General features: G+C 61.1%; 14 protein-coding genes. 4 read left to right on the top strand and 10 right to left on the bottom strand.

Going from position 1 to position 14,779, the window contains the following annotated elements:
• Window positions 1-5 precede the first annotated feature (5 nt).
• Genes D7D26_RS05070 through D7D26_RS05055 form a run of 4 tightly spaced genes read left to right on the top strand, consistent with a single transcriptional unit; the run spans window position 6 to window position 4,493 of the window.
• Complete coding sequence (locus D7D26_RS05070; protein WP_120372295.1) at window positions 6-1,124, top strand: hypothetical protein; 1,119 nt, start codon at window positions 6-8, stop codon at window positions 1,122-1,124.
• Complete coding sequence (locus D7D26_RS05065; protein ID WP_120372294.1) at window positions 1,121-2,128, top strand: hypothetical protein; 1,008 nt, start codon at window positions 1,121-1,123, stop codon at window positions 2,126-2,128. Before D7D26_RS05070 ends, D7D26_RS05065 begins: the two co-directional genes overlap by 4 nt.
• Window positions 2,125-3,270: a hypothetical protein gene (locus D7D26_RS05060; protein ID WP_120372293.1), complete on the top strand. Its 1,146-nt coding sequence runs from the start codon at window positions 2,125-2,127 to the stop codon at window positions 3,268-3,270. Before D7D26_RS05065 ends, D7D26_RS05060 begins: the two co-directional genes overlap by 4 nt.
• Window positions 3,270-4,493 carry a hypothetical protein gene (locus D7D26_RS05055; protein WP_120372292.1) on the top strand — a complete coding sequence of 408 codons (1,224 nt, stop codon included), beginning with the start codon at window positions 3,270-3,272 and terminating at the stop codon, window positions 4,491-4,493. Before D7D26_RS05060 ends, D7D26_RS05055 begins: the two co-directional genes overlap by 1 nt.
• A 152-nt stretch (window positions 4,494-4,645) precedes the next feature.
• On the opposite strand, the gene dnaJ is transcribed toward D7D26_RS05055, so the two are convergent.
• The 10 genes from dnaJ to rpmE form a co-directional block, all read right to left on the bottom strand.
• Entirely contained in the window at window positions 4,646-5,803 is a 1,158-nt protein-coding gene (gene dnaJ, locus D7D26_RS05050; RefSeq protein ID WP_078016892.1) for a molecular chaperone DnaJ, read from the bottom strand.
• Window positions 5,804-5,816: 13 nt separating this feature from the next.
• Window positions 5,817-7,646, bottom strand: coding sequence for a molecular chaperone DnaK (gene dnaK, locus D7D26_RS05045; protein ID WP_120372291.1), 1,830 nt, complete (start codon window positions 7,644-7,646; stop codon window positions 5,817-5,819).
• A 71-nt stretch (window positions 7,647-7,717) separates the two neighbouring features.
• A complete protein-coding gene (locus tag D7D26_RS05040; RefSeq protein WP_120372290.1) occupies window positions 7,718-8,305 on the bottom strand; it encodes a nucleotide exchange factor GrpE in 588 nt (195 codons plus the stop codon).
• 1 nt (window position 8,306) lies between these two features.
• Entirely contained in the window at window positions 8,307-9,347 is a 1,041-nt protein-coding gene (gene hrcA / locus D7D26_RS05035; protein ID WP_120372289.1) for a heat-inducible transcriptional repressor HrcA, read from the bottom strand.
• Between the two features lie 325 nt (window positions 9,348-9,672).
• Window positions 9,673-10,596, bottom strand: coding sequence for an NAD(P)/FAD-dependent oxidoreductase (locus D7D26_RS05030; RefSeq protein WP_078016883.1), 924 nt, complete (start codon window positions 10,594-10,596; stop codon window positions 9,673-9,675).
• Window positions 10,597-10,690: 94 nt separating this feature from the next.
• Window positions 10,691-11,551 carry a peptide chain release factor N(5)-glutamine methyltransferase gene (prmC, locus tag D7D26_RS05025; RefSeq protein WP_120372288.1) on the bottom strand — a complete coding sequence of 287 codons (861 nt, stop codon included), beginning with the start codon at window positions 11,549-11,551 and terminating at the stop codon, window positions 10,691-10,693.
• On the bottom strand, window positions 11,541-12,617 hold the full coding sequence (gene prfA, locus D7D26_RS05020; RefSeq protein WP_120372287.1) for a peptide chain release factor 1: 1,077 nt from the start codon (window positions 12,615-12,617) through the stop codon (window positions 11,541-11,543). The genes prmC and prfA overlap by 11 nt, the downstream gene beginning before the upstream one ends.
• Window positions 12,618-13,583, bottom strand: coding sequence for a DUF1385 domain-containing protein (locus D7D26_RS05015; protein WP_120372286.1), 966 nt, complete (start codon window positions 13,581-13,583; stop codon window positions 12,618-12,620). It lies immediately after the preceding gene.
• On the bottom strand, window positions 13,580-14,224 hold the full coding sequence (gene thyX / locus D7D26_RS05010) for an FAD-dependent thymidylate synthase (protein WP_120372285.1): 645 nt from the start codon (window positions 14,222-14,224) through the stop codon (window positions 13,580-13,582). Before thyX ends, D7D26_RS05015 begins: the two co-directional genes overlap by 4 nt.
• A gap of 127 nt (window positions 14,225-14,351) precedes the next feature.
• On the bottom strand, window positions 14,352-14,585 hold the full coding sequence (rpmE, locus tag D7D26_RS05005; protein ID WP_078016878.1) for a 50S ribosomal protein L31: 234 nt from the start codon (window positions 14,583-14,585) through the stop codon (window positions 14,352-14,354).
• Window positions 14,586-14,779 lie beyond the last annotated feature (194 nt).

Raw genomic sequence — 14,779 nt, 5'->3', positions numbered from 1 at the left:
CGCCCATGAAAGACTCTGATTTAAGAAACGAGCGGCGGGACGATCACGGCGCAGCCGATCTTCCCCTCACGGCGCAGGAAAAAGAAACCACGCAGGCAGACGCGCAGGAGAAGGCCGAGCGGCGGGACGGCCACGGCGCAGCCGATCTTCCCCTCACGGCGCAGGAAAAAGAAAACACGCAGGCAGACGCGCAGGAAAAAAACAGCCCCAGGCCGTCCGGCACAAAGCTGAAAAGGGCGCTTGCCGCCGCAGCGATCGCCCTCCTGGGCGCCGGGCTCTACTGGGGATACAGCTGGCGCCAGCAGAAAGAGGCAGAAAGAATCGCCCTTCAAAAACAGCAGGAACAGCAGCGCCTTCAGGAAGAAAAGCGGCGGACCGAGCAGGCCCGGCTTCTCGACCGCACCGCCAGACAGGTCACAGCGCGCGGGCTGGAAGGAGAGGACAGACGGCCCTCGCTTTTCGCCGCCGCAGAGATCTCCGACTCCAAAAGCTGGAAGCTGCTGGCTCCCCTCTTCGGCGCCGACCGTCCGAAGATCCCCGACGGACCTTTCAAAGTCCGGCTGTGGAGCAGCGATAAAATCGCCGTCAGCACAGAGACGCTGAAAAAACTCTTCGCCGATCTGCTGCGTGGCGAATATGTGCCGGGCATGCTGCCCATGATTTACAGGGACGGCTGGACGGAAGCCCTCGACCGTTTTCAACGGCAGCTTGCCGAAAGCGCCCAATCCGCAGGGCCTCTTCTCTCCGAGACCGACGAAGACCGCCTCAGGCAGGAAGTGCGGACCGTCCTTGAAAAGCCCGGCGGCAAGGAATACTTTGCCTTCGTTTGGGAGAAAGACGGCGGCTGCCTGAAGATCCGCTTCGTTGACCAAAAGGGCGACGTCGTTTACGACCGGTGCTACCTGCCGGAGGGCAGCTTCATCCTGTCGGACGACGCGCTTTCCTACTGGATTCTGCGCCTCAAAGGCAGCCTGAAAATCGAGCCTTGGATCGAACCGGCAGACAACGGACAGATCGTCCTGCACGGACGGAATCTGCCGGGGTGGAGCCGGGAAAACCGGGAAAACGTGACGGACCAGTTCATTTCAGAACTGGTCAACTCGCTGGAGGGAAGCATCCAATGAAAAATTTTTTCAGACTCGCCGCGGCGGCGCTGTGCCTCGCCCAGAGCCTCTGCGCGGCGGCCGCGGTTCCGCCGACTCCTCGGCCGCCGGAGAACGCCCAGGCCGGGGAAAAGAACGCTCTCGACTGGTATGCACCTGAAAGGCCTCAGAAAAATCCGCCGGCCGCCCATCCCTTTACAGAGCGCGAACGGGCGGGATGGCGCGAGAGCGACCAAACAGACCGGCAAAGATCTCAGGAAGCCCGGAGGATCGTAGAATCAGCCGCCGAGGGAAATTTCCGCGCCGAAGCGCTCTGCGTGGTCAAAGTCCCTGGGCAGGACGCCCAAAAGCTTGACTTCGAGGAATGTCTTCTTTCCGGAGACCTGACAGCGCCGCAGGGGACCGTCAGCGTCGAAACCGACTGGAAGTCGTTCCCCAAAATGGCCGAAGCGGACTTCCCCGCCCTGCGCCGCGAAGTTGAGACGCTGCTCTCCGGCCAGTTTGTGCCGGGGACCCTGCCCATGATCGACAATCCACGGCGCGGCGAAATCCTTCAAAAAATCGGCAGTCTGTGCGGCGCCGGAACCACCCCTTCAAAGGCAGCGCCGCCCCTCAGCGAAGACGTCCAAGTATCGGAGCTGAAGAAGCGCCTCGGCGGCAGTCCGACTGACACCCTGCGCTTTGCCTTTCTCGGTCGGGAACATGCCGGCCTCTGGACCGTCAAAGTGTTCGGCCGCGGCGGGAATCCCATCGGCCAATATTACTGTCCGACGGCCAACGCCGTCGAATCCCCCCGCATGGGACGATGGCTGCGCCGTCTGAGCGGAACGGAACAAAAGGAGCCATGGATCGAAACCGCCCCTTCCGGCATGATGGTCCTTCACGGCGCCGGCCTGCCCCAGTGGGAGAAGGCTGCCCAGAAAGAAATTCTGAAAATCTTCGCAGACCAGCTCATGGAAGCGCTTGAGCAGGAACGTTCCGCTCCCGCTCAAGCGCCGGGAACCCGAAAGGAAGCCGGAAAATGAGCAGAGCCGGGAAAACAGCCATAAAAGCGCTCGTCCTCTGGTCGGTTCTGACAGCCATACTTCCCCTCCCCCCTGTCCGCGCCCATCTGGGGCCTGAACACGCCGCAAAATGGAACGAATGTCTGGGGATCGACATGCAAAGGACAACGCCGGAAGGGAAAAAGAGATTAAACGCACTGTGGAAAACCGCCCAGGATATGATCGACGTTTACAAAAACGGAAAAGGAGCTCTCACGGAATATCAGAAGATACAGGAAGAATGTCCCTGGTTCAGCTGGGGTAAATACAACCACCGCCTGCTGTTTCACTGGGGATTCAACAATGTGCCCAAGGATCATCCGGCTGTTCAGAATCAGGTGAACAACTGCCTGAAAGACTGCAAAAGCGGCTCGGCTCCTCTGAATATGCAGGACTTAAAGGAAACCATCGAGAAGTGCCGTTATATCGACCAGACGACCTACGACAAGTTCTCCAGGACATTGGGGAATCCCAAGAGCTACACCTCCTACATAAAGATGCTTCCCCCCGTCATGCAGAGCGATACAAGGATCTACAAAAATAACAAGATCAATGATGAAGCCCTCTGGACAGATCAGGACAAGAAGGCAAGAGACGCCAGGCAGGCGCTGTTTGAAAGATATCAGGACACTCAGGACAAACATCTCTACGCCACGCTGGGCAAGCTTCAGGGTATGTGGAACAGACAATTGATCGACGCTGTCGAAAAACATTTGGGAATCCCCCGGAAAGTCAACGATCAGGTTGCCCATGGCGCAGCGGCCAATGCGTTGGCGACGCTGATTTATGATATTCATATTCTTTACGACTTCGACTCTGCTGGCGCGGACGCGATCGCCCTGCCGCGCATAAAGACGCTGAAAGATGAGATCCTAGAAAAGGGCATGCACCGTCTTGCCTTCGGCCGCGCCAAGAAGAAGAAGCTGAGCCAGGAGCTGATCAAGCGCTTCAACGCGGCAGCAAAAGCTGGAGGAGACGACAGCGACAAATCGCACGAACTGCTCAGACTGATCGAGGAATATCTGCCGCAGATTCTTCAGGATCAATACGGCGAAATACTGAACAGCCGGGGAATCTATCTCCTTCCCCAAAGTGAAACCCAAACCTATAAGGAGGTTGCATGATGAAAAGTTTACGTTGGTTCAAGGTGACGGCCGCAGCGCTGCTGGCAGCGCTGGCAATGGGATCCGTACCTTGCCGGAGCGACGCGGCAACGGAGGAAGCATACGACCCGATCAACTCGCTGCTGTTCCTGAACATGGCGGTGGTGTCGGTCAGGAAGGTCGTCACGACCAAGGACCGTATCGTCCTCGATCAGGAGTACAAAAACATCATTAACAACAATGCCTTGGGCGAAGTCGCCGACGACTATGAGATCAAGGCCCTGTACAACGACCTGCTGGACACAATTACCGAATATGGGCTGCGCGACGAGCAGAAAAAGCGCTTCCAGGAAAAATACGACCGCCAGCAGAAAAAAGCCCTGCGCAGCGCCATCATGGGCTTCCGCCCTTACGGCGGCAATCTGTTGAGCTTTGCGCTCAGCGCCGTGTCGCAGGGCATCTCGGCCTACTTCGGCTATCAGGACAGCAAGGCCAAACTGAGAGAGGGGCTTGATGAGAGTCTGTGGCAGCTTAATGACCAACAGATCAGAGAGTTCAACACGCTGCAGAAAAGCCTGCTGAACGCCAGCTGGTCCATTCTGCGCCAATACCGCCTGCCCGACAAATACCGCATCACCCAAAGGGATCTCGAGCTGCTTGACGACACGATAAATCAATACAAGGAGAGCGACGCCGTAGAAAAGTTCGCGGCGCTGGAGGACATTTTCTTCGCCTATCCGCCCTTCTGGTTCTATTACGGCGAGGCGGCTTACAAACGGGGCGACAAAGACCTGGCGCGCCGCTGCTTTGGCGAGTTCGACAAGGCGTGGCGCCATGTGCTGCGCTCCGATCCCTTCAAGGTGCAGGTGGTAAAATACCAGATTCTGCTCGAGGAACGCCCGACCCGCGAGAAGATCCGGCCCCTGCTGAAAGCGCTTAAGGAGAACTCCTATCCCACGGAATGGCAGGACAACCTGTTCTACGGCGTCGTCTCATATTACTTCGGCGACAAAAAGGACGGGATGAAAGCGGTGAAAAACAATCTCCTCTTCCATACTGAAAGCGACATCAGCCAGAGAATATACGACTCCATGGCTCAGGACAAAATGGACGAGGCGGCCCTTCCCGGCGAACTTGAAAAATGGAGTTCCGAAAACCAGTCTGACCGTAGCGGCCCGGCCGCGCCCCCTTCCCAAAACTACGACCGCCCGCGCGAGACGAAAAATTACGACCGGCCGCAGTAAATCAAGAGGCTGTCGGCTTCGCGAATCGACGGTTTCTCCGACATGGGGCCTAATCCCCGCGGATCGATGAATCCGACCATATCAAAAAGCCACGCTGAAACGTTTTTGACCGTTTCAGCGTGGCTTTTTCCGTAATTACCCTCTGTCTGTCGCTATTTCTTTTTCGCGCTTTTCTTTTTGGCGGCGGTTTTCTTGTTGCCGAAGAGTTTGTCGAACAGGCCTTCCTTTTCGCCGGTAGCGACGTCCATTTCCTCGGCGAGCTGTTTTACCAGCTCGGCGGCGCGCTCGGAGAGAACGCTGCCTTTGGGGACGTCGACGGTGACGTGCAGGTACAGGTCGCCGCGGCTGGAGCCGCGCAGGCGGGGCATGCCCTTGCCTTTGACGCGGATGGTCTGGCCGGGGGCGGTCCCCTCGGGGATGTCGAAGGGAACGTCGCCGTCGATCAGGGTGCCGACGGTCGACGGGCCGCCCATGACGGCGAGCGGGAAGGGGATGGAGACGGTGCGGTGCAGGTCGTTGCCGTCGCGCTGGAACAGCGGATGGTCCTTGACCTGCATGACGATGTACAGGTCGCCGGGAGGGCCGCCGTTGGCGCCCAGTTCGCCGGCGCCGGGAACGCGCAGGCGCGTGCCGGTGTCGACGCCGGGCTGGATCTTGATCTCCTGCTCGCGGCGGCGGTGGATGCGGCCTTCGCCGCCGCACTCGGTGCAGGCTTTTTCCACCACGGTGCCGCGGCCGCCGCAGGTGGGGCAGGTGCTGACGCTGAGCGTGTCGCCGAAGAGGGTGCGCACGCGGGTACGGACCTCGCCGGCGCCGTGACAGGTGGGACATTCCCGCGGTTCATGCCCCGGCTCGGAGCCGCTGCCGTGACAATGGTCGCAAGGTTCCCAGCGGGGAATGGCGACTTTCTTCGCCACGCCGGTCGCCGCCTCTTCGAGGGTGATGGAAAGGACCATCTGCAGGTCGCTGCCGCGGGCAGGGGCGTTGGGGCGCGAACGGGGACCGCCGAAGCCGCCGAACATGCTGCCGAAAAGGTCGCCGAAGATGTCCTCGGGGCCGGCGCCGGCAAAGGGATTGCCGGCGTCGTCGGCGGTGCCGAAGCGGTCGTAACGCTGTCGTTTTTCCTGATTGCCGAGGACGGAAAAAGCCTCGTTGATCTCCTTGTATTTCTGTTCCGCTTCGGGATCGTCAGGATGAGTGTCGGGGTGGCAGTCGCGGACTTTCAGGCGAAAGGCGCGCTTGATCTCGTCCGCCGTCGCGTCGTGGGCGACGCCAAGAACTTCGTAGTAGTCCCGATGCGTTCCAGCCATTGCCTACGCCCGATTATTCGCTGAATTCAGCGTCGACCGTGTCGCCGTCTTTCTTGGTGTCGTTGTTGCCGCCGGCTTCGTTTTTATCCGCGCCGCCGGGATTCTGCTGGGCGTTCTGCTGATAGAGGCGTACGCCGATGGGCTGCATGGCGGTGTTCAGCGCCTCGACGGCTTTCTTGATGGCTTCGGGATCGGTGCCGTCCTTGGCCTTTTTCAGCTCGTCGATCTTGGCGTTGACGGCCCCCTTCTCCTCGGGCGTGACTTTGTCGCCGAGGTCCTTGAGGGTCTTTTCGGACTGGTAGATGATCGAATCGGCCATGTTCTTGGCTTCGATCAGCTCTTTCTTCTTGGTGTCTTCGGCTTCGTGCGCCTCGGCTTCGGCTTTCATCTTCTCGATCTGGTCCTTGGTGAGGCTGGAAGACTGGATGGTGATCTTCTGCTCCTTGCCGGTGCCCTTGTCCTTTGCGGAGACGTTGAGGATGCCGTTGACGTCGATGTTGAAGGTCACTTCGATCTGCGGGATGCCGCGGGGCGCGGGGGCGATGCCGTCGAGCGAGAAGGTGCCGAGCAGCACGTTGTCGGCGGCCATGGAACGCTCGCCCTGAAGGACTTTGATCTCGACGGAGGGCTGATTGTCGGCTGCGGTCGAGAAGACCTGGCTCTTGGACACGGGGATGGCCGTGTTGCGCTCGATGATGCGGGTGCACACGCCGCCGAGGGTCTCGATGCCCAGCGACAGGGGCGCGACGTCGACGAGGACGATGTTCTTGTCGGTGTCGCCGCTCATGATCGCGCCCTGGATGGCCGCGCCGGAAGCGACGCATTCGTCGGGGTTGATGCCCTTGGTGGGTTCCTTGCCGAGCAGCTCTTTGACCTTGGCCTGCACGGCGGGCATACGGGACGAGCCGCCGACGAGCAGGATCTTGTCGATCTGCGAGGCGTTCAGGCCGGAGTCGGAAAGGGCGTTCTTGACGGGAGCGACGACGCGCTGAAGAAGGTCGGCGGCGAGGTCCTCGAATTTGGCGCGGCTGAGTTTCATCTCCAGGTGCTTGGGGCCGGTGGCGTCGGCGGTGATGAACGGCAGCGAGATCGTGGTCTCCATCATCGACGACAGTTCGATCTTGGCTTTTTCGGCGGCCTCGCGCAAGCGCTGCATGGCCATTTTGTCGGCGGACAGGTCGATGCCCTGATCTTTCTTGAACTCGGCGACCATCCACTGCACGATCTTCATGTCCCAGTCGTCGCCGCCCAGATGGTTGTCGCCGCGCGTGGCGAGCACTTCGAACACGCCGTCGCCGACGTCGAGCAGCGAGACGTCGAAGGTGCCGCCGCCGAGATCGAAGACGAGGATCTTGTGGTCGCCGCTCTTGTTCTCGCCGTAAGCCAGCGCCGCGGCCGTGGGTTCGTTGATGATGCGCAGCACGTCCAGCCCGGCGATGGCGCCGGCGTCCTTGGTGGCCTGGCGCTGGGCGTCGGTGAAGTACGCGGGCACGGTGATGACGGCCTTCTTCACTTCGGTGCCGAGGTAATCCTCGGCGTCGTGCTTCATCTTCTGCAGGATCATGGCGCTGATCTCCTGGGGCGTGTACTTCTTGCCCTCGATGGTGACGGTGTAATCGCTGCCCATGTGGCGCTTGATGGACATAATGGTGTTGTCGGCGTTGACGATCGCCTGACGTTTGGCAAGCTGCCCGACGAGGCGCTCGCCTTCCTTGGTGAACGCCACGACGGAGGGCGTGATGCGCGCGCCTTCGCTGTTGGGGATGATCGTGACGTTCTCGCCTTCCATCACGGCGATGCAGCTGTTGGTGGTGCCAAGATCGATACCTACGACTTTGCTCATAATGAATCACCTCATGAAAAATTTTGTTCCGTTTTTATATATCGCTGCGGTCTTTCCCGCTTATTACCCTGTTACTGCGGTTCCCCGTTCCCTTCCGGCTCGTTTTCGGCGTAACGGCCGACCATGACCAGCGCCGGACGGATGACCTTCTCGGCCATCTGAAAGCCCTTGCGCACGACCGTGTGGACGAGCCCGTCCTGAGATCTGTCGCTTACGGGGACCATGCCCATGGCGTCGTGCTCCGCGGGGGAAAACGGTTTGCCCGCGGGATCCAGCTCCGTCACGCCAAGATCTTTGAGCGCGTCGGCGAACTGCTGCCGGACCATGCGCACGCCTTCTTTGATCGAGGCGGGATCGGCCTCGGCCGAATCGAGGGCGCGTTCGAGGTTGTCGAACACGGGCAGCATGGCGAGAATGGCGCGCTCGCTGCCGTAGGCCTTGAGCCGCTTCATCTCGCGTTCGGCCCAGTTGCGGTAGTTGATGCCGTCGGCCTGCGCGCGGGCGGCGAGTTCGCGCATCTGTTGATACTGCGCCGTCAGCTCGTCGATTTTCCGCTGCGTCTCGTCCGCGGGCGTTTCCGCCTCGGGCGCGCTCTGGTTCTCGGGGCGCTCTTCCGCTGCGGGGTTCTCCGCCGTCGTTTTTTTCAAATCGTCTTCCATATCATGGCTCCTCCTTCTCGGTCACGGGACGGTTCAGTCCGTTCAGGACGGCCTCCAGCACCGCGATCGAGTTCTCGTAATTCATGCGCAGCGGTCCCACCAACCCCACCACGGCCCTGCGCCCGCCGCCGGTGGCGGTGGACATCATGACCGAACAGTTCTGCATGGCAGGGCGCTCGTTCTCGTCGCCGATGGTCACTTTCAGCCCCTCGGAAGCGGCGTAATCGGAAATGAAGTCTTCCAGATCCTCGCGCGTGTCCATCAGCGAAGAGATGGCCTGGATGCGGCCGCGCCGCTCGTCGGACGCCTCTCCGCCGTCGGAGATGAAAACTTCGCGCATGCCGCCGGTGGAAAGGGTCAGGCCGTCGCCGCTCATCATCTCGTCGATGGCGATAAAGATATCTTCGACGTCCTGCCAGCGTTCGGCCATCGCTCTCGAAAGATACTCGAGCAGCTCGCCGCGCGCGCTGTTCCACGGCACTCCGCCCGCGGCGTGATCGATCACCGCGGCCAACTGCTCCAGCTGCTCCTGCGTCACGTCGGGGGAAACGCGCACGCGGCCGTGATGCACCGCGCCGTTTTCCACCACCAGCAGGATCAGCAGGATCTCCGGCGCCAGCCGGATGAAATCGGCCTTGCGCAGCTTCAGCCCCTCGAGCGCGGAAACGGCGGCGACGCTGAAACAGCGCGTGAAGCGTCCCAAAAAGCGGGCCGCTTCGGCCAGACGCTCGTCCAGACTCTGCAGCTGATCCGCGACCTGATGCACCCAACGGCTGATTTCCGGCGGGGGCGACGAGGGCCGGTGCAGGATCGAATTGACGTAGACCCGGTAGGCCATGGAAGTGGGAAGGCGTCCCGCCGACGAGTGGGGCTGAGTGAAATAGCCCATCTCCTCGAGATCGGACATTTCGTTGCGGATCGTCGCCGCGCTGTGGCTCTTGAGGAACTTGCGCGAAATCGTGCGCGATCCCACCGGTTCGCCGGTCTTGATGTACTCGTACACCACGGCGAAAACTATCTCGAGCTGCCGTTCTGTAAGCACGGCCTCGCACCTCCTTCCATGTTATTAGCACTCAATTAAAAGGAGTGCTAACGCATCTATTACGCATGAGAGAATAGCAGGAAGTCAGCCGAATGTCAATACAGGTCAGGGGAAAGTTTTACTTTGTCACTCTCTTTCTCAATGAAACGACTTCATCGAAGACGCCGCGCTTCGAAGCGGAACAAGTCGTGACTCATACTACTTCTCAATTAAATAGTATAAGGGCGGCCCAATGAAAGCCCCCCCGCTTTTCGCACGGCGAAAAAAAATCCGCGAACCGACGGAAAACGGTTCGCGGGATTCTCTTCGTCTGCCCGATGAAAAACTAAAAGTTCTCGGCGATGTACTTGTAGGCGGACATGCCGGCTTCGGCGCCGTCGGCGGCGGCGGTGATGACCTGGCGCAGGGGCGTGTCGCGCACGTCGCCGGCGACGAGGATGCCGGGGACGCTGGTTTCCATGTTGCTGTTGGCCACGACCCAGCCGCCCTTTTCGGTGCACTTGACGAGATCCTTGACGAGCTCGTTGTTGGGCTCGGTGCCGACGAACATGAACACGAACTCGACGGGCAGGTCGCTGATCTCGCCGGTCTTGACGTTCTTGAGCACGACCTTCTGCACGAAGTCGCCGTCGCCCTCGATCGACTCGACGACCGAGCTGTAGACGGGCTGGACTTTGGGATTCTTGAGCATGCGCTCGACGGCCATCTCGTCGGCGCGGAACTGGTCGCGGCGATGGATGATGTAGACTTTATTGGCGAACTGAGTCAGGTAGCAGCCCTCTTCGACGGCGGTGTTGCCGCCACCGACCACGGCCACGTCGACGCCTTCGGTGAAGGCGGCGTCGCAGGTCGCGCAGTAGCTCACGCCCTTGCCAGTGTATTCGGCTTCGCCGGGGCAGCCCAGCTTGCGGAACTCGGCGCCGGTCGCCACGATGACGACCTTGGCCTTGTAATCGCCCTTGCTGGTGCTAACGACCTTGAACTTGCCGTCTTCCTTGATGCTGTTGACGGTGCAGTCGATCATCTCGGCGTTGAAAGCCTTGGCGTGCTCGACGAACATCTTGCCGATCTCGGGGCCGCTGCTGTGCTTGATGGCGGGATAGTTCTCGATCTCCTCGGTGCGGTTGATCGCGCCGCCCCAGTTGCCCCGCTCCAGCACGACCGTTTTCAGTCCGGCACGCCGGCAGTAAACGGCCGCAGCCATTCCGGCAGGGCCTCCGCCAATGATGACAACATCTCTTTCTTCCATCTAAAATCTTCCTCTCTGCACGGAGATTTTCCGCTGACGTCAGCGGGTGTAAACAAGAAACATATTCGAGATTATATCAAAGTCAAGAAACGTTTCATTGCGGCAAAACATCGGCAAAACGCCACCCGATCACTCTATCACAACCGGCAATATCGCGCAAGAGAACCGTTTCACGAAAAGCTTTCGGCGCGAGCGCGCGCAGCGCTGCCGTCTGCGCGCCGCCGCCGTACTCGACGCAGAAGAAGCCGCCCGGGCGCAGCACGCGCCCGCAGAGCTCAAAAAGCCAGCGGTACGGCTCCAGGCCGTCGGGACCGCCGTCAAGGGCCAGCCGCGGCTCGTAACGCGAGACTTCGGGCATCAAACGCTCGATTTCGCCGGAAGGGACGTAGGGGGGATTGGACACCACGAGCGAGACTTCGCAACCGGGAATGTCTTCGGGCGCCTCGCTGGCGATCAGGCGGGCGCGAGGAGAGAAGCCGAACTTTTCCAGATTGCGTCGCGCGCAGTTCAGGCTGGCGGGATTCTTTTCCACCATCAGCGCCCGCGCGTTCGGAAAGCGGTTCAGCAGCGCCAGCGCCACGCAGCCGGTGCCTGTGCCCCAGTCGAGGAACGCGCCGCCGTCGAAATTTGCCGCCGCGCATTCCACCAGCAGCTCCGTTTCGGGGCGCGGCACGAGGCAGCCCGCCTCGACGAGCAGCGAAAGGCCGTCGAAATCGCAGCAGCCCAAAATGTATTGCAGCGGCTCGCGCGCCTTGCGCCGGTCGCAGGCCGACAGCGCCGCTTCCGCCACGGCGGCGGGCGCGGCGTCGGACAGATGAGCGTGGACCCAGGCGCGCCCTTTGCCGGCATAATGAGCGAGGATCAGGTCGGCTTCGAGAAGCGGCGAATCGAGTTCCTTCAGCTCGGCGGCCAAAAGCGCGCGCAGTTCGCCCAGCGTGCCGGGCTTATACGCCATCGAGCGCTTCGAGCTTGGCGGCCTGCTCGGCCATGACGAGGGCCTTGATCATCTCGTAGAGGTCGCCGTCCATCATGTATTCGAGCTTGTAAAGCGTCAGGCCGATGCGGTGATCGGTGACGCGGTTCTGCGGATAGTTGTAGGTGCGGATGCGCTCGGAACGGTCGCCGGAGCCGATCATGCCCTTGCGCTCGGCCGATTCGGCGCTGCGCTGCTTCTCCACTTCGGCGTCGTAGAGGCGGGTCTTGAGCACCTGTAGAGCCTTGGCGCGGTTTTTGATCTGCGAGCGCTCGTCCTGGCAGGTGACGACCAGCCCGGTGGGCAGATGCGTGATGCGCACGGCCGAGTCGGTCATGTTGACGTGCTGGCCGCCGGCGCCGCTGGAGCGGTAGGTGTCGATCTTCAGGTCTTCGGGACGGATCTCGATGTCGATGTCGTCGGCGACGGGCATGACGACGACGGTCGCCGCCGAGGTGTGGATGCGTCCGCCCGCTTCGGTGGCGGGGACGCGCTGCACGCGGTGCACGCCGCTCTCGTACTTGAGCTGGCTGTACACGCCGTGGCCGTGGATCTGCAGCACGATCTCCTTGTAGCCGCCGACTTCGGTCTCGTTCTCGTCGACGATCTCGAGCTTCCAGCCCTCGCGCTCGGCATAGCGCGAGTACATGCGGAACAGGTCGGCGGCGAACAGGCTGGCTTCGTCGCCGCCGGTGCCGGCGCGGATCTCCATGATGACGTCTTTCTCGTCGTTGGGATCCTTGGGCAGCAGGGCGACGCGCAGCTGCTCCTCGATCTCGGCGAGCAGAGGCTCCTTTTCTTCCAGCTCCATCTTGGCCAGCTCGGCCAGCTCGCGGTCGCCGCCGCCGGCCAGTTCTCTGGCCTCGGCGATCTCATCCCGGACCCGACGGTAGCGGCGATAATCGCCGACGACTTCTTCCAGTTCGGCGTGCTTCTTGCCGAGGTTCTGCATCTCCTTGAGATCAGAGACGACGGCGGGATCGGCCATCTTCCTTTCAAGTTCGACGTAAAGCGCTTCCAGTTCGCGCAGTTTCGGTTCCAGGTTCATTCAGACGGCCTCCGTGCGGTCAGAATCGAATTTCAGATCGAGAGCTTCTTCGAGGGAGCGGATGCCCACTTCCACCTGATCGGCCCCCGGCTCTCTCGTGGTCAGATACTGGAGCGACATGGCCGGCGCCATGACGCAGCGCCCGGCGCGCCCCAGCCGCGACATGGCGCGGATGAACTCGTAGGACACGCCGACGACCACGGGGATCAGGCAGACGCGCGAGCCGACGCGCCAGACGATGCCGCCGGGGCCCGCCAGGGAAAAGACGACGATGCTGACGATCACGACGATGAGCAGAAACGACGTGCCGCAGCGGGGGTGCAGGCGCGAGCAGCGGCTCACGGACTCCACCGTCATGGGGCGGCAGGACTCGTAGGCGTTGATAGTCTTGTGTTCGGCGCCGTGGTAAGCGAGCACGCGGGCCATGTCCTTCCACAGGCCGATCATGCCCAGATAGGCGACGAACACTCCTCCGCGCACGCAGCCTTCGATCAGGTGGCCGCTCCAGGCCGACAATCCGGCGGCGCGGCGGATCCAGTCGGCGGCGTAAACCGGCAGCACGATGAAGAGCCCAATCACCATAATCGCCGCTACGAGTCCCGTCAGAAACACGTCGCGGGGCGTCATCTCGTCGTCCTCGCCGAGGGAGAGGCTGGCGGACTTGGACAAGGCCCTGAAGCCTTCGCGCAGCATCTCGATCATGTTGAGAAAACCGCGGACGACGAGGATCTTGCCCCAGCCGGTCTTGCTCCAGTTTTTGGCGGGCCAGTGCTCGGTGACGATCTCGCCGTCGGCGCGACGCACCGCCAATCCCCAGCGAGTGTAGCCCTTCATGAGCACGCCTTCGATGACGGCTTGCCCGCCCACGGGCATGGGAGCGGGACGTCCGTCCTCCGTTTCCGCGGCAAGGGCCGCCAGCGAGGCGGTCAGCGCCGCGGAAAATTTTTTCGCCGCAGAAAAGGTCACTTTGGCGAGACTCCTTCGAAAACGCCGGCCAGCCACGGTTCCTTCTCCACCAGCAGTTCGGCCATGCGGCGCACCATCTCGCGCACTTCCCACTGCGCGCCGGAGACGAGCACGCGCTTTTCGTAGATGTCGAGCAGCGAACGCAGGTTCAGCGTGGTGACGAAGTTCGTGCAGATGCCGCCGGGCAGCGCGAAGCGCGCGTCTTCCATGGGCGCGCCGGCGGCGACCAGTTCGTCGTAGCCCTTCTGAGCGGCGGCCATGGCGGCCTGGTAAACGGACAGTCTCGCCGGATCGGCGGCGATCGTGGGCGGCGTGACGAACTCGAACGTCTGCCCGCGCTTCTCCGTGCCTTCGGAGACGTAACGCTGACTCTGCACCGACAGGGAAACGCCGATGCGGTGGCGGCTGTACTGCGCCAGCAGCGTGCGCGACACGCCCGCCACGGCGTAGGTCACGGAGCAGTGCTCCAGCGTGCTGAGATGGCGGGCTTTCAGCAGAAAGTTCACCAGCTTGAGCATTTTGCCCTCGCTCTCGTCGAGTTCGAAAAGCTCCTGCGGCGCCATGGTGCTGTGGCAGGTGCGTCCGGCCGTCCAGATCGTGCGCAGGAAATCGGGCGTCTTGTTGATAATTTTGATCTCCATCGTTCAAAACCTCCTTTGAACGCCGGGCACGAAACGGATGCTCGAACGCCCGGCATATTTATGCGGCAACGCCCCGGCGGGGCGCAAAACGCAGTTGAAAAAAAAACGGGGCGCAGGCCCCGTCTTTTTAGTCCGAACTCTCTTCTCTCTGGCCGTAGTTCATGCCGGCGTACTTTCTGTTGAACTTCTCGAGGCGGCCGGCTTCGGAAACGACGCGGCTCTTCTTGCCCGTGAAGAAGGGATGACAGGCCGAACACACACCGACCTTGATCTCCGGGACCGTGGCGCGGGTCACGAAATGGTTGCCGCAGGCGCAGGTCACCTGGCATTCAACGTAATTGGGATGGATGTCCTTTTTCATACTTTGTGCACCTCCTAGCGTACAAAGATCTTCCATTTACATTGGTAGAATTTAACACAACTTGAGCTTTCGCGCAAGAGTTGAAAAGTCTCCTGTCGTTGTTCAGTGATAAAGTCACCCATAACTGTTCCAAGAAAATGTCACTCTGAGATAATACCGTTCATGAAACAGGAGCGAATGACATTGTCACAAAA

The organism is Pyramidobacter sp. CG50-2, assembly GCF_003612005.1.
In the GTDB taxonomy this organism is placed as follows: Bacteria; Synergistota; Synergistia; order Synergistales; family Dethiosulfovibrionaceae; genus Pyramidobacter.
Note: the sequence above shows the minus strand (reverse complement) of the source record. Positions and strands in the feature narration are given on the sequence as shown.

Bases quoted from the DNA above. Each gene is read 5' to 3' on its own strand.
- D7D26_RS05070 (WP_120372295.1), top strand. From the start codon at position 6: ATGAAAGACTCTGATTTAAGAAACGAGCGGCGGGACGATCACGGCGCA.
- D7D26_RS05065 (WP_120372294.1), top strand. From the start codon at position 1,121: ATGAAAAATTTTTTCAGACTCGCCGCGGCGGCGCTGTGCCTCGCCCAG.
- D7D26_RS05060 (WP_120372293.1), top strand. From the start codon at position 2,125: ATGAGCAGAGCCGGGAAAACAGCCATAAAAGCGCTCGTCCTCTGGTCG.
- D7D26_RS05055 (WP_120372292.1), top strand. From the start codon at position 3,270: ATGAAAAGTTTACGTTGGTTCAAGGTGACGGCCGCAGCGCTGCTGGCA.
- dnaJ (WP_078016892.1), bottom strand. From the start codon at position 5,803: ATGGCTGGAACGCATCGGGACTACTACGAAGTTCTTGGCGTCGCCCAC.
- dnaK (WP_120372291.1), bottom strand. From the start codon at position 7,646: ATGAGCAAAGTCGTAGGTATCGATCTTGGCACCACCAACAGCTGCATC.
- D7D26_RS05040 (WP_120372290.1), bottom strand. From the start codon at position 8,305: ATGGAAGACGATTTGAAAAAAACGACGGCGGAGAACCCCGCAGCGGAA.
- D7D26_RS05030 (WP_078016883.1), bottom strand. From the start codon at position 10,596: ATGGAAGAAAGAGATGTTGTCATCATTGGCGGAGGCCCTGCCGGAATG.
- prmC (WP_120372288.1), bottom strand. From the start codon at position 11,551: ATGGCGTATAAGCCCGGCACGCTGGGCGAACTGCGCGCGCTTTTGGCC.
- prfA (WP_120372287.1), bottom strand. From the start codon at position 12,617: ATGAACCTGGAACCGAAACTGCGCGAACTGGAAGCGCTTTACGTCGAA.
- thyX (WP_120372285.1), bottom strand. From the start codon at position 14,224: ATGGAGATCAAAATTATCAACAAGACGCCCGATTTCCTGCGCACGATC.
- rpmE (WP_078016878.1), bottom strand. From the start codon at position 14,585: ATGAAAAAGGACATCCATCCCAATTACGTTGAATGCCAGGTGACCTGC.